We start from the raw sequence: 13263 nt of genomic DNA, 5'->3' as shown, positions 1-13263 counted from the left end.
ATCCCCTGGTCAGTTCGCGCCGGCGGGAAGGCAGAGCGCGCGGTGCTTGCCGCCGTCGATGAAGGCGAGGATTTCCGCGATCGCCGGGTCTTCGCCGGCGAGCGGCTGCGCGGCGGCGAGCCGCTCGGCAAAGATGCCGGGGCCGTGGAACAGCTTCTGGTAGAATGCGCGCACGGTCGCGAGCCGCTGCTTGGTGAACTGGCGGCGCTTCATGCCGATGATGTTCAGGCCTTCGAGGACGGCATATTGACCATTGGCGAGCCCGAACGGGATCACGTCACCGCGCACGCCGCAGACGCCGCCGATCATGACCTGGGGGCCGATCCGCGTGAACTGATGCACCGCAGACAGGCCGCCGATATAGACGAAGTCGCCGATCTCGCAGTGCCCGCCGAGCGTCGCCGAGGTGGCGAAGATAACGTTGTTGCCGACCGTGCAGTCGTGACCGACATGGCTGTTGTTCATGAAGAAGCCGCGATCGCCGACGCGCGTCAGGCCACCGCCCTTGACGGTGCCGATATTCATCGTGACGCCTTCGCGGATCGTGCAGGCCTCGCCGATCTCGAGCCGCGTCGGCTCGCCGCGATAGCTGAGGTCCTGCGGCGGCCCGCCGAGCGCGGCAAACGGCGAGATCACACAACCGGCGCCGATCCTGGTATGGCCGGAGACCGTGACATGCGCGAGCAGCTTGCACTCGTCGCCGATCACGGCATTCGGACCGATGATGCAATACGGACCGATCTCGACGCCGGCGCCGATCACAGCGCCCTCGGCAATCCGCGCGGAGGAATCGATCATGCTCATGGAAACTCGGTCCGGAATTCGTTAACGGCGCACGATGCGCTAAAGTGTCGCCTTTTCCGGTGGTTAGCCCGACCTTGCCTGATCTGTCCAGTGACGTATCATGACCTGATGTTGCAAGCGATGGTGCCGCATTAGCCATGGTCCGGGCCGCCGCGCTGATCTTCACCCTGCTTGCTGCGCCGATCGGCTTGGAAACGGTCGATATCGGGCGCAGCGACAGCGTCGATCTCGCGACGTTCGATTGCCGCGACATCAATCGCAGCACAATGGTCCAACGCGTCTGCTATGACGCCGCGCAACGGGCGCTCCTGGTCGCCGTCCGCGGCACCTACCAACATTACTGCGGCGTGCCCGCGGAGACCTATGATGCTCTGATGCACGCGCCGTCGATGGGTCTGTTTCTCAATCGTGTGCTGCGGATTGCGGGTGCCGACGGCCGCTACGCCTGCCGTACGTAGCGATTGCGCCAACCGCGGGTCAGTCCGTCAGCATCGCGCCGACATCCGCCTCGGCCACGGTCTGTCCGTTGACCTTGGCATCGCCGTGAAACCACCACATCGCCTTGCGGCGGCCGATTGAACGCATGTGGTACTCGATGGTGTCGCCGGGCAGCACCGGCTTGCGGAATTTGCATTTGTCGATGGTGAGGAAGTACACCGCACGCGGCTTCTCGGTGCCCTCGACCGATTTGATTCCGATCACGCCCGCGGTCTGCGCCATCGCCTCGATCATCATCACGCCGGGATAGACCGGCCGCTCCGGGAAATGCCCGAGAAACGGCGGCTCGTTGTAGGTGACGTTCTTGATGCCGATACCGCTGTAATCGGTGCGGATCTTGACGACCCGGTCGATCAGCAGCATCGGGTAGCGGTGCGGCAGCGTCTTCAGGATATCGTTGATATCCACGAGCTCGAACCTGACCGGTGCCTCCTCCATCACTCCTGCCCCTCACCCTTCGCTTCGGCGGCGCTGTCGCGCACCAGGCGCTCGACCGCGATGATCTCCCTGAACCACTGCTTGGTCGGCTTGGCGAAGTGCCCGCCCCAGCGGCCGTTCGGCGGGATGTCATCCTTGACCGCGCTCATGGCCGTGACCTGGGCGCCGTCGCCGATCGTGAGGTGGTTGTTGATGCCCACCTTGGCGCCGAGCGCGACATTGTCGCCGATCGTCAGGCTGCCCGCGAGCCCGATCTGGGCGGCGAGCAGGCAGTGCCTGCCGATGGTCACATTGTGGCCGATCTGGACCTGATTGTCGATTTTGGTGCCCTCGCCGATCACGGTATCGCGCAGGGAACCGCGATCGATGGTGGATGCCGCCCCCACCTCGACGTTGTTCTGGATCAGCACGCGGCCGGTCTGCGGCACCTTCACATGGCCCGCCGGCCCGAAGAAGATGAAGCCATAACCGTCCTGCCCGATGTTGCAGCCGGGATGGATCAGGACGTTGTTGCCGATCAGGGCGAACTGGATCGTGGTCTTGGCGCCGACGTTGCAGTCCCGCCCGATCTTGACGTCGGCACCGATCACCGCGCCGGCGCCGATGATGGTGCCCGCGCCGATCTCGACCCGGGGGCCGATCACGGCCAACGGATCGACGATCACGCCGTCCTCAAGCTGCGCGGTGAGATCGATGATCGCTGACGGTGCGATCCCCTCGGTGTCGAACCAGGACTGCGGCCGCAGCGCGTCGGCGTGCCATTCGCGGGCAATCTGGACGAAGGCGTGGAACGGCTTGGTCGCCCGCAGCACGGCGACGCCCTTGGGCACCTGCGCCTCGAAGCGCGGGCTGACCAGGCAGGCGCCGGCCTTGGTGGCGGCAAGCTGGTCGGCGTATTTGAGATTGTCGAAGAAGGCGAGATGCATCGGACCGGCCTCGTCAAGCGAAGCCAGCCCCCTGATCTCCAGTGATCCCCTTGAAGGGTCGACCAATTGCGCCTTCGTCAGCGCGGCGATCTCAGCCAGCGTCGACGAAGGAGGTCTCTTGTAGAATATCGGCTGCGCCATTCCACCCGTCGCAGTCCGGAGTACGAACGTTCTTAGAACGTCGTTCCGCCGCCAAACCTGAACTCCTGGACGCGGTCAAACCGACCCTTGGTCAGCGGCACCGCATAGTCGAAGCGCAGCGGACCGAACGGTGACTGCCAGATCAGGCCGACACCGACCGAGCTGCGGACGACCTTGCTGTCGTCAAACTGCAAGCCAAGGCAGGTTCCCGAGTCGGTCGGACCGTTTGTCCTCGCGGCGCGACACGGCGTTGGGACCCCGTTGTTGAAGCCATTGACCTCGTTAGTCAAAGTCCAGCCCGTCGGTCCCTGGTAGTCGTAGAGACCGCCGGCGTCGGCATAGACAGCGCCCTTCAGCCCGACTTCCTTCGGCAGGAACCAGAACGGCATCTGCAATTCCGCCGACACGCCCCAGTACTTGGTGCCGCCGAGCGCGTCCTGCGAGCTGAACGGATTGATGTCGCGCGGGCCGATGCCGTTCGGCGCGAAGCCGCGGACCAGGTTCGGGCCCATCTGGAAGTGATCGAGCATGCGCAGGTCTTGGCTACCCAACTTGTTCAGGATGCCGCCCTGGGCGTGGATCACGCCGACGATGTCCGAGACCAGCGGCGTGTAGTACTTCGCGTCGATCGCGCTCTTGATGTAGCTGACGTCGCCACCAACGCCGGCAAAATCCTGCTTGAAGTCGACCAGAAGGCCGTCGGTCGGGTTCTTGTTGTTGTCGAGCGTGTTGTAGCTCAGGGTATAACCGAGCGCCGACGTCAGCGTCTTGCCATTCGCCAGCTCCCTGCGGACCGGCAGCGAGGCTTCGCCGTCGCTGAAGCAACCCAGCCCGTTGGTCGATACCAAGCTAAGGCCGGTAAGGTTCGCGAATGCAGGGCTCGGATTGAACGCGGGATTGGGCGTTCCATCCGGCAAGGTCTGCACGTTGTTACAGTTATTCAGCGTCGAGGGCAGCGTGATCTTCTGCTGATAGATCGAGTAGCGCAGCTGCAGCGAGAGGTCTTCACGCAGGCTGAAGCCGAGCCGCGGGCTGAAGCCCAGCGTCTTGGTGCCATACGAGATGAAGCTGTTGGACAGTTGCTGGCGCTGGTAGAGGTCGAGACCTAGCGCGATGCGGTAGTCAAGCAGATAGGGCTCGACGAACGACAGCGAATAGCCGCGCGCAAACTGGCCGTAGGTCACCGACGCCTTCGCGAACAGGCCCCGCCCGAGCAGGTTGCGCTCGGAGACGCTGACTTCGGCGAGCGCGCCGTCGGTGGTCGAATAGCCGCCCGAGATCGAGAAGTCGCCGGTCGACTTCTCTTCGAGATCGACGATCAGGATGACGCGATCGCTAGACGAGCCGGGCTCGGTGACGATCTTCACGGTCTTGAAGAAGTCGAGGTTCTTCAGGCGCCGCTCGGCTCGGTCGACCAGCGCGCGGTTATAGGCGTCGCCCTCGGAAATATCGAACTCACGGCGAATGACGTAGTCGCGCGTGCGGCTGTTGCCGCGGATATTGATGCGCTCGATATAGGTGCGCGGCCCCTCGTCCACGGCGAAGGTGATCGACACCGTGTGATTCTCGAAATTGCGGTCGCCGCGCGGCCGCACGATCGCGAACGCATAGCCGCGGCGCGACGCCTCGATCTGCATTTCCTCGACCGACTTCTCCAGTGCCTCGGCGTTGTAGAGCGAGCCGACCCGGACGCGCGAGAACGAGCTCAGCGAATTCGGATCAAGCGTGCCGATCGACGACTGGTAGTTCACCGAGGCGACGCGATACTGCTGGCCCTCCTCGATCTTGAACGTGACCAGGAAGCCCTTCTTCTCCGGATCGTATTCGGTGAGCGCGGCCACCACCTGGACGTCGGCGTAGCCATTCTTGAGATAGAACCGGCGCAGCAGGTCGCGATCGGCCTCGACGCGGTCCGGATCGTAGACGTCGTTGCCGCCGAGGAAGCTCAACAGGTTCGATTCGCGCGTCTTGATGACGTCGCGCAGGCGATAGCCCGAATAGGCCTGGTTACCGACGAATTCGATTGAGCGGACACCGGTCTTCACGCCCTCGGAAATCTCAAAGACCAGGTCGACGCGGTTGTTCGGCTGCTCGATGATCTGCGGGTTCACCCGCACATCGTAGCGACCCGAGCGGCGGTAGATTTCAGTGATACGCTGGGCATCGGACTGAACCATCGGACGCGAGAAGGTGCCGCGCGGCTTGGACTGGATTTCCGCCGTCAGCTGCTCGTCCTTGACCTTCTTGTTGCCCTCGAAGGCGATGCGGCCGATCACCGGGTTTTCGACAACGACCACGACCAGCCGGCCACCCCGCTGATCGATGCGGACGTCCTGGAACAGGCCGGTTTCGATCAGCGCCTTCAGACCGTCGTCGATCTGGGCCTGGCTTAGCCGACCGCCCGGTCCGGCCCGGAAATAGGAGCGAATGGTCTCGACCTCGACGCGCCGGTTCCCCTCGACGGTGATCGAATCGACGGTCTGAGCGACCGCCGGCAAAGACACAGCAACGGCCGCCAAGGTGGCAGCCACCGGCACGGCGAACATGACCAAGGCGGCGAACAAGCCCCCCCTCACTCGCATTCCAAGCATCATGCGCAACGCGCCCTTATCCTTCCAATGCCGGACCGTACCCCTACGGCCCGACAGAATCCCAACCTTCCGCCCAGCTTGTAGCCAAATTTGCCACTTGGGCAAACGTTCTACGGCCGCGCGATTCCATTTTCAGTCCAAGACGTTGCCCATTAGCAACGCCACAAAAAAGCCCGCATCAGGATGCCGCCAAATGCAGGATGTCGTTGTAGGTCGCAAACACCATCAACATCAGCACCAAACCCAGCCCGATTCGGAACCCCATTTCTTGCGCCCGCTCCGACAGCGGACGGCCACGGATAGCTTCCACCGCATAGAACAAAAGGTGGCCGCCATCGAGCAGCGGAACCGGGAACAGGTTTAGCAGGCCGATCGAGATCGAGAGCACCGCCGCCAAGTGAATCAGGGCCGCCACGCCGATGGTGGCGACCTGCCCGGAAATCTGCGCGATCCGGAGCGGACCACCGACTTGGTCGGCCGCCTCCCGGCCGGTGAAGATGCCGCCGATATAGGCCAGGGTCCGATCGATCACGAACCAGGTTTCCTTGACCCCGAGCCACAGCGCGGTGGCCGGATCGACCCGCTCGGTGACGGCGTCGCCGGGCGCGGTCGCCCGGGTGATGCCGAGCACGCCGAGCCGATGGGCATTGCCGAATGGGTCCTTCACCTCGCGCAGTTCCGGCGTTCCGCGAAGCTGCACGGACGAATCGCCGCGCTTGACCGTGAAGGTCAGCGTATCGCCGGCATGGATGCTGACGACCCGCTGCATGTCCGAGAAGCTGCCGATCGCCTTGCCGTCGATCGCCGTCACGATGTCGCCGACCTGGAACCCGGCGGCCGCGGCGGCGCTGTTGGCCTCGACCTTGTCGACGCGCGCCGTGGTGCTCGGCTTGCCGAAGAAGGTGAACAGACAGGTGAAGATCACGATCGCCAGAATGAAATTCGCGACCGGACCAGCGGCCACGATCGCGGCGCGCTGGCCGACCGTCTTATGATGGAAGCTGCCCTTGCGCTCCTCCGACGTCATCGCCGCGAGCGCCTCGACCGACGGGGTGGAGGCTTCGGTGTCGTCGCCAAAGAACTTCACGTAACCGCCGAGCGGGATCGCCGAAATCTTCCAGCGCGTGCCATGGCGGTCGTTGAAGCCCGCGAGTTCAGGACCGAAACCGAGCGAGAAGGTCAACACCTTCACACCGTTCCAGCGTGCGACGAGGAAATGGCCGAGCTCGTGGAAGAAAACCACGATCGTCAGGACGAACAAGAAGGGGATGATGTAACCGATGAGCCCATGGCTCAACGTATTGAAACTATGGAGAAAAAATTCGGGCATCGGATTCCCCTCGAGAGCCAAAGGCTCCGTCCCCAACGCTCTAGGTTGCCTTTAAGGCAATTTGAGGCAATAGGGCGGCAGCCTTATTTCGCGCGTTATGGTCAACGGAAATCGCATCATCCGCCGACTCCAGCGGTGCCAGATTCCCGGACCGGATCCAATCATTCATGGTCGCCTCGACGAGGCGTGCGATCGCGCCGAACCGGATCTTGCCGGCGATGAAGGCGGCGACCGCCACTTCATTGGCCGCATTGTAAACCGTCGTCGCGCCGTTCCCGGTCCGCAGAGCCTCGTAGGCGAGCCGCAATCCCGGAAAGCGCTCGAAGTCGGGCGCCTCGAAGGTGAGTTGCCCGATCTTGGCGAGGTCGAGCCTCGCCGACGGTCCGACGATACGATCGGGCCAGCCGAGACAATGCGCAATCGGAATCCGCATGTCGGGCGCTCCCAATTGCGCGACCACCGACCGGTCCGAGAATTCGACCATACCATGGATGATCGATTGCGGATGCACGAGAACATCGATCTCGTCGGGCGCCAGGGCAAACAGATAGGACGCCTCGATCACCTCGAGGCCCTTGTTCATCATCGATGCAGAATCGATGGTGATCTTCTGGCCCATGCTCCAGTTGGGGTGTTTCAGCGCCTGTTCCAGCGTCGCCTGTTCGATATCGGCGGCCGACCAGGTGCGGAACGGACCGCCGGAGGCGGTAATGATCACCCGCACCAGTTCCTCGCGGTTGCCGGACCCGAGCGCCTGGAACAGCGCGTTATGCTCGGAGTCGGCCGGCAGGATGCAGGCGCCCGCCTTCGCGGCGCGTTCCATGAAGAAATCGCCGGCGCAGACCAGGCACTCCTTGTTGGCGAGCGCAACCGAGGCGCCGCGATCGACTGCCGCAAGGGCGGGCTTCAGCCCCGCCGCGCCGCTTACCGCCGCCATCACCCAATCCGCCGGGCGCGCCGCCGCTTCAATGATCGCGCCCTCGCCGGCCCCGCATTCGATCCGCGTGCCGGCCAGCGCATCCTTCAGCTCGGAGAGCCGTGCCGGATCGGCAATAGCCGCAAACCGCGCGCCAAACTCCTTCGCGAGCTTGACGAGCCCTTCGACATTGCTGTTCGCAGTGAGCGCCTCGACGCGGTAGCGATCACGGGCGCCACGCAGCAGGTCCATGGTGCTGTCGCCGATCGAGCCGGTGGCTCCAAGGACGGTCACGCTCCGCATGTCGGAGACCGCGGCTTTATTGTTACGCAATGGAACTGCGCTCATCTCATCACCAAACCATAAGACCGCGTCCGACGCCATCGGCGCCGCCGCGGAGAAAACCGAAAATCGCCGCCACAATGACGGCCGCGACAAATCCGTCCAGGCGGTCCAACAGGCCGCCATGGCCGGGAATGATATGGCTCGAATCCTTCACGCCGAACCGCCGCTTCAGGGCGGATTCGAAGAGGTCGCCGAGCTGCGACACCACCGACAGCAGCGCCGCCAGCACGAGAAGCGGGCCGCTTTTGCCAAGATCAAGCGCGGCAAAGCAAGCGGCCACGGCGAGGCTGGCCGCAAAACCGCCGATCGCGCCAGCCCAGGTCTTTTTCGGACTGACCTGCGGCCAGAGCTTTGGACCACCAATGCCGCGTCCGGCGAAATAGCCGCCGGTGTCGGTCGCCCACACCACCGTGAAGACCAGCATCAGCGCGGCAAAACCCTTTGCCGCGTCGGCGCGCACCAGCACCGATGCCACCTCGGCAGCCGCCGCGTAAGCGAAGCCCGTCGCCGTCCACAGGCGGTGCCCGCTCCGATCGAGGAACGCCGCAACAAGGCCGACACAAAGAACCGGCAGCGCGATATCTAGACGTCCGAGCGCCAGAAGAACGCCCGTGATCGCGAGCGCAGTGGCGCCCGCGAAGGCCGCAAGTTTGCGGCTCGCCGTACCGACGATCGTCAGCCATTCGACGTAAAGGCCGACCACGGTAAGCGTAACGAGCGCGATCCAGAACAACCCGCCCGCATATGCGCTGGCGACCGCGAGCGGTACCAGCACCAATGCGGCGACGATACGCAGCACGAGATTGCGCGATCCCTGCTCGCCCGCTGCCGCGGGTGCGGCCTCGCCCTCGGTCACGATCCGGTTTTCGCGGCGAGTCCGCCGAACCGGCGCTCGCGCCTGCCATATTCTGCGATCGCGCTTTCCAGCGCCGCCTTGTCGAAATCGGGCCAATGGATCGGCACGAATACCAGCTCGCTGTAGGCAGCCTGCCACATCAGGAAGTTCGACAGGCGCTGTTCGCCGCTGGTGCGGATGATCAGATCGGGATCGGGAATGTCGGGCGCGTCGAGATATTGCCCGAGCGTATCGGCGTCGATGGACTCGGCGTCGCGCTTGCCTTCGGCGACCTCGCGCGCAAGACGCCGCGCCGCGGCCGCGATCTCGGCCCGCGAGCCGTAGTTGAAAGCGACGACCAGGTTGAGCTTGGTGTTGGCCTTGGTCAGTTCCTCGGCCTCGTTGAGCAGCGCGCAGATATCCGGCTCAAGCCCCTCACGCTCGCCGATCACGCGCACCCTCACCCCGTCCCGATGCAACGTCGCGAGGTCGTTGCGGATGAAGCGGCGCAGCAGGCCGAACAGGTCGCCGATTTCAGTGGCGGGCCGCGACCAATTCTCCGAGCTGAACGAAAAGATCGTCAGATAGCGCACGCCGAGCTCGTGGGCCGCGCGCACCACGCGGCGCAACGCCTCGACGCCGCGGCGGTGGCCTTCGGCACGCGGCAGGCCGCGCGCGGCCGCCCAACGCCCGTTCCCGTCCATGATAACAGCCACATGCAACGGACCGCCGGAGCGATCCGGGCCATTGGTTGCAGGGGCAGTTGCGTTCGACATCGGATGATTCCCGGCGTCAGACCGTCAGGATTTCCTTTTCCTTGGCGGCAAGCAGCTGGTCGATTTCCGAGATCATGCCGTCGGTCGCCTTCTGCACGTCGTTGGACAGGCGTTCCTGATCGTCCTCGGAGATCTCGTGATTCTTCTCGAGCTTCTTGATGATATCGAGCCCGTCGCGGCGGACGTGGCGCACGGCGACCTTCGCGGCTTCGGCGTATTTGTGCGCGACCTTCACGAGCTCCTTGCGGCGCTCCTGGTTGAGCTCGGGAATGCGCAGACGCAGCACCTGCCCCTCGGTCGCAGGCGACAGGCCGAGATTGGAATCGACGATCGCCTTCTCGACGGCCTTGACCATCGACTTGTCCCAGACCTGCACCGAGAGCAAACGCGGCTCCGGGACGCTGATGGTCGCGACCTGGTTGAGCGGCATATGCGAGCCGTAAGCCTCGACCTGCACCGGCTCCAGCATAGAGGCTGCGGCACGGCCGGTTCGCAGACCGCCAAGCTCGTGCTTGAGCGACTGCGTGGCGCCTTGCATGCGGCGCTTCAATTCATTGATGTCAAAACCAGGCGTGGCCATGACGCTCTCCCTTCTCAAGAAAACCGGCCGTCGACGCCGCGAGGCAGTCGCGTCAGCCGGCGACGACCGTACCGTGTCCGGTCCCGCGCAAGATCGCACCGATCGAACCGGGCTCTGCGATCGAGAACACGATGATAGGCAGCGACGTCTCGCGGGCAAGCGCGAAAGCAGTCGCATCCATGACCTTGTAGCCGCCCTCGATTGCCTGCGAATGGGTCAGGCGATCGAAACGCTTGGCTTTCGGGTCCTTCTTCGGATCGGCGCTATAGACGCCGTCGACATTGGTGGCCTTCAGCACCGCCTCTGCCCCGATCTCGGCCGCGCGCAAGACCGCGGTCGTGTCGGTGGTGAAGAACGGATTGCCGGTTCCACCGCCGAGCAGGACGATACGTCCTTCGGCGAGATATTTGTGCGTTGCACTGCGGGTGAACAGCTCGGAGATCTCCGGCATCACGAACGCAGACAGCGTCCGCGCCGGGGTTCCCTTCCGCTCGATGGCGGCCTCCAGCGCAAGGCAGTTCATCATGGTGGCGAGCATGCCCATGGTGTCGCCGGTCGGCCGCGACACGCCGCGCGACGAGACCTCCACGCCGCGGACGATGTTGCCGCCGCCGATCACAACGGCGACCTCGATGCCGAGCTGGCGCGCCGCGATCAGGTCGTCGGCGATACGATCGACAGTCGGCTGATCGATACCGAAGGCGTGAGGACCGGCGAGATATTCGCCGGACAGCTTGATCACCACGCGACGATAAACCGGCTCAGCCATGATGCGATCGATTCCTTATCCCGCGCAGGCAAACTTCCGGTGCGACCGCACCGGAAGCCGTCGTCAGCAGTTACTTCTTGCCGCTGGCGGCCGCGACTTCAGCGGCGAAATCGCTTTCCTGCTTCTCGATTCCCTCACCGAGAGCATAGTTCACAAAGCCGGCGATTTTGATCGGCCCGCCGACTTTACCCTCAGCTTCCTTCACCGCCTGGGCAACGGACTTGCCGTTGTCGTGGATAAAGGCCTGATCCAGCAGGCAAACTTCCTTGTAGTAGGTCTTCAGGCCGGAATCGACGATCTTCTCGATGACGTTCTCCGGCTTGCCCTGCTGACGGTATTTGTCGGCCAGCACGTCCTTCTCGCGCTTGACGGTCTCCGGATCGAGGCCGGCCGGATCGAGCGCCAGCGGTTTTGCCGCGGCCACGTGCATGGCGAGCTGACGGCCGAGGACGGCGAGCTCGTCGGCCTTGCCGGCGGATTCGAGCGCCACGATCACGCCGATCTTGCCGGCGCCGTCGATCACGGCGTTGTGGACATAGCTCGACACCACGCCCTTGCTCACCTCGAGCGAGGCCGCGCGGCGCAGCGTCATGTTCTCGCCGATGGTCGCAATCGCGTCCGAGATCGCAGTCTCGACCGTGACGTCGCCGACCTTGGCGGCCTTGATCTTCTCGACGTCGGCGCCGCTATGCAGCGCAACCTGGGCGATCATCTTGACCAGGCCCTGGAACTGCTCGTTGCGCGCGACGAAGTCGGTCTCGGAGTTGACCTCGACCAGCACGCCCTTGGTGCCTGACGTCAGCGCGCCGATCAGACCTTCCGCTGCGACGCGGCCGGCCTTCTTGGCGGCCTTCGAGAGGCCCTTCTTGCGCAGCCAATCCTGCGCAGCCTGCATGTCGCCGTTGTTCTCGGTCAGCGCCGCCTTGCAATCCATCATGCCCGCGCCGGTCGACTCGCGGAGATCCTTGACCATCGCTGCTGTGATCGTTGCCATCGTTCAATGTCCTTCTTGCCTGTACGGAAACCGCGGCGCCGGGAGGCGCCGCCGTCAGCAACAGGGAATCGTTGTTCGTGGATTAGAAGCGGTCGGCCGGGGCTGGCCCGGCCACGCCGCGTAACCGTTATTCCGCTTCCGCGAGCGTCTTGGCCTGGGCGACCCAGGCGTCGGCACGGCTCGGGAGACCGACTTCTTCGCCGATCTTGTGCGCGGTGTCGTGGTCGAGCTCGGCGAGCTGCCAGTAGTGGAAGATGCCGAGGTCGTTGAGCTTCTTCTCGATCGCTCCCGACACGCCGGTGAGCTTCTTGAGATTGTCTGCGGTGCCGCGCGGACCGGCCAGGCCCTGGAATCCCGAAGCCGCGGGCAGGTCTTCCTGCACCGGCGAGGCGGAGGCACCGATATCGATCCCGGCGTCGCCCTGGGCGCGCGAGATGCCGTCGATGGCTGCGCGCGCGACGAGGTCGCAATACAGCGAGATCGCGCGACCGGCGTCGTCATTGCCCGGCACCACATAGGTGATGCCCTTCGGATCCGAGTTGGTATCGACGATCGCGGCAACGGGAATGTTGAGCCGCTGCGCTTCCTGGATCGCGATGTCTTCCTTGTTCGTGTCGATGACGAAGATCATGTCGGGCAGACCGCCCATGTCCTTGATGCCGCCGAGCGAACGGTCGAGCTTGTCGCGCTCGCGCTGCAGCGTCAGCCGCTCCTTCTTGGTGTAGGAGTTGGCTTCGCCCGACGAGAGCACGTCGTCGAGGTGACGCAGCCGCTTGATCGAGCCGGAAATCGTCTTCCAGTTGGTCAGCGTGCCGCCGAGCCAGCGCGAATTGACGAAGTACTGCGCGGAACGCTTGGCCGCCTCGGCGACGCCATCCTGCGCGGAACGCTTGGTGCCGACGAACAGGATACGGCCGCCCTTGGCAACGGTATCGCTGACCGCCTGAAGCGCGCGGTGCAGCATCGGCACGGTCTGCGCGAGGTCGATGATGTGGATGTTGTTGCGGGCGCCGAAGATGTAGTCCGCCATCTTCGGGTTCCAGCGGTGGGCCTGGTGGCCAAAGTGAACGCCAGCTTCGAGGAGCTGACGCATATTGAATTCCGGCAGCGACATAGGTTTTAATTCTCCGGTTGGTTCCTCCGGAAACGTGTGAGCAAACGGGCCTGATTGGCCCGGTTGCCACCGGACGGCCTTTGAGAGCCATGTTTCCGTGTGAGATGGCGCGCTATATAGCGCGATTTCCGGCAGAAGCAAGGAAATACGGCCGGCCTTGGCGGCCGGGAGGGCCCGATTCCGGCCAAAACGGCCCCTATTCGGCC

At 64.1% G+C, this 13263-nt stretch carries 13 protein-coding genes; 1 reads left to right on the top strand and 12 read right to left on the bottom strand.

All coding sequences use genetic code 11. The features are described 5' to 3' along the window. Positions 1-9: 9 nt before the first annotated feature. Complete coding sequence (gene lpxA, locus ACFFWD_RS33235; protein WP_376972694.1) at positions 10-804, bottom strand: acyl-ACP--UDP-N-acetylglucosamine O-acyltransferase; 795 nt, start codon at positions 802-804, stop codon at positions 10-12. A 137-nt stretch (positions 805-941) separates the two neighbouring features. Here lpxA and ACFFWD_RS33230 point away from each other — a divergent pair, with 137 nt between their 5' ends. Then, positions 942-1262: a KTSC domain-containing protein gene (locus ACFFWD_RS33230; RefSeq protein WP_376972692.1), complete on the top strand. Its 321-nt coding sequence runs from the start codon at positions 942-944 to the stop codon at positions 1260-1262. Between the two features lie 19 nt (positions 1263-1281). Here the strand turns inward: ACFFWD_RS33230 and fabZ are convergent, their stop codons facing one another. The 11 genes from fabZ to ACFFWD_RS33175 form a co-directional block, all read right to left on the bottom strand. Then, positions 1282-1740, bottom strand: coding sequence for a 3-hydroxyacyl-ACP dehydratase FabZ (fabZ, locus tag ACFFWD_RS33225; protein ID WP_376972690.1), 459 nt, complete (start codon positions 1738-1740; stop codon positions 1282-1284). Beyond that, the gene (lpxD, locus tag ACFFWD_RS33220; protein ID WP_376972688.1) at positions 1740-2807 is read right to left on the bottom strand and encodes a UDP-3-O-(3-hydroxymyristoyl)glucosamine N-acyltransferase; all 1068 of its coding nucleotides are present in this window, start codon (positions 2805-2807) and stop codon (positions 1740-1742) included. Before lpxD ends, fabZ begins: the two co-directional genes overlap by 1 nt. A gap of 32 nt (positions 2808-2839) precedes the next feature. Then, entirely contained in the window at positions 2840-5401 is a 2562-nt protein-coding gene (bamA, locus tag ACFFWD_RS33215; protein ID WP_376972686.1) for an outer membrane protein assembly factor BamA, read from the bottom strand. Positions 5402-5576: 175 nt separating this feature from the next. Beyond that, the gene (rseP, locus tag ACFFWD_RS33210; protein ID WP_376972684.1) at positions 5577-6728 is read right to left on the bottom strand and encodes an RIP metalloprotease RseP; all 1152 of its coding nucleotides are present in this window, start codon (positions 6726-6728) and stop codon (positions 5577-5579) included. Between the two features lie 40 nt (positions 6729-6768). Beyond that, positions 6769-7992, bottom strand: coding sequence for a 1-deoxy-D-xylulose-5-phosphate reductoisomerase (dxr, locus tag ACFFWD_RS33205; RefSeq protein WP_376972682.1), 1224 nt, complete (start codon positions 7990-7992; stop codon positions 6769-6771). Positions 7993-7996: 4 nt separating this feature from the next. After that, entirely contained in the window at positions 7997-8845 is an 849-nt protein-coding gene (locus ACFFWD_RS33200) for a phosphatidate cytidylyltransferase (RefSeq protein WP_376972680.1), read from the bottom strand. After that, on the bottom strand, positions 8842-9600 hold the full coding sequence (locus tag ACFFWD_RS33195) for an isoprenyl transferase (RefSeq protein WP_376972678.1): 759 nt from the start codon (positions 9598-9600) through the stop codon (positions 8842-8844). Before ACFFWD_RS33195 ends, ACFFWD_RS33200 begins: the two co-directional genes overlap by 4 nt. A gap of 16 nt (positions 9601-9616) precedes the next feature. After that, positions 9617-10180: a ribosome recycling factor gene (frr, locus tag ACFFWD_RS33190; protein WP_376972676.1), complete on the bottom strand. Its 564-nt coding sequence runs from the start codon at positions 10178-10180 to the stop codon at positions 9617-9619. 52 nt (positions 10181-10232) lie between these two features. After that, positions 10233-10949: a UMP kinase gene (pyrH, locus tag ACFFWD_RS33185; protein ID WP_376972674.1), complete on the bottom strand. Its 717-nt coding sequence runs from the start codon at positions 10947-10949 to the stop codon at positions 10233-10235. A gap of 70 nt (positions 10950-11019) precedes the next feature. Then, on the bottom strand, positions 11020-11943 hold the full coding sequence (gene tsf / locus ACFFWD_RS33180) for a translation elongation factor Ts (protein ID WP_376972672.1): 924 nt from the start codon (positions 11941-11943) through the stop codon (positions 11020-11022). Between the two features lie 127 nt (positions 11944-12070). After that, a complete protein-coding gene (locus tag ACFFWD_RS33175; protein ID WP_376972670.1) occupies positions 12071-13057 on the bottom strand; it encodes a 30S ribosomal protein S2 in 987 nt (328 codons plus the stop codon). Positions 13058-13263: the final 206 nt, after the last annotated feature.

It is taken from the genome of Bradyrhizobium erythrophlei, from assembly GCF_042430365.1.
Lineage (GTDB): Bacteria > Pseudomonadota > Alphaproteobacteria > Rhizobiales > Xanthobacteraceae > Bradyrhizobium > Bradyrhizobium erythrophlei.
Note: the sequence above shows the minus strand (reverse complement) of the source record. Positions and strands in the feature narration are given on the sequence as shown.

Bases quoted from the DNA above. Each gene is read 5' to 3' on its own strand.
- lpxD (WP_376972688.1), bottom strand. From the start codon at position 2,807: ATGGCGCAGCCGATATTCTACAAGAGACCTCCTTCGTCGACGCTGGCT.
- dxr (WP_376972682.1), bottom strand. From the start codon at position 7,992: ATGAGCGCAGTTCCATTGCGTAACAATAAAGCCGCGGTCTCCGACATG.
- pyrH (WP_376972674.1), bottom strand. From the start codon at position 10,949: ATGGCTGAGCCGGTTTATCGTCGCGTGGTGATCAAGCTGTCCGGCGAA.
- ACFFWD_RS33195 (WP_376972678.1), bottom strand. From the start codon at position 9,600: ATGTCGAACGCAACTGCCCCTGCAACCAATGGCCCGGATCGCTCCGGC.
- rseP (WP_376972684.1), bottom strand. From the start codon at position 6,728: ATGCCCGAATTTTTTCTCCATAGTTTCAATACGTTGAGCCATGGGCTC.
- tsf (WP_376972672.1), bottom strand. From the start codon at position 11,943: ATGGCAACGATCACAGCAGCGATGGTCAAGGATCTCCGCGAGTCGACC.
- bamA (WP_376972686.1), bottom strand. From the start codon at position 5,401: ATGATGCTTGGAATGCGAGTGAGGGGGGGCTTGTTCGCCGCCTTGGTC.
- fabZ (WP_376972690.1), bottom strand. From the start codon at position 1,740: ATGGAGGAGGCACCGGTCAGGTTCGAGCTCGTGGATATCAACGATATC.
- ACFFWD_RS33230 (WP_376972692.1), top strand. From the start codon at position 942: ATGGTCCGGGCCGCCGCGCTGATCTTCACCCTGCTTGCTGCGCCGATC.
- frr (WP_376972676.1), bottom strand. From the start codon at position 10,180: ATGGCCACGCCTGGTTTTGACATCAATGAATTGAAGCGCCGCATGCAA.
- lpxA (WP_376972694.1), bottom strand. From the start codon at position 804: ATGAGCATGATCGATTCCTCCGCGCGGATTGCCGAGGGCGCTGTGATC.
- ACFFWD_RS33175 (WP_376972670.1), bottom strand. From the start codon at position 13,057: ATGTCGCTGCCGGAATTCAATATGCGTCAGCTCCTCGAAGCTGGCGTT.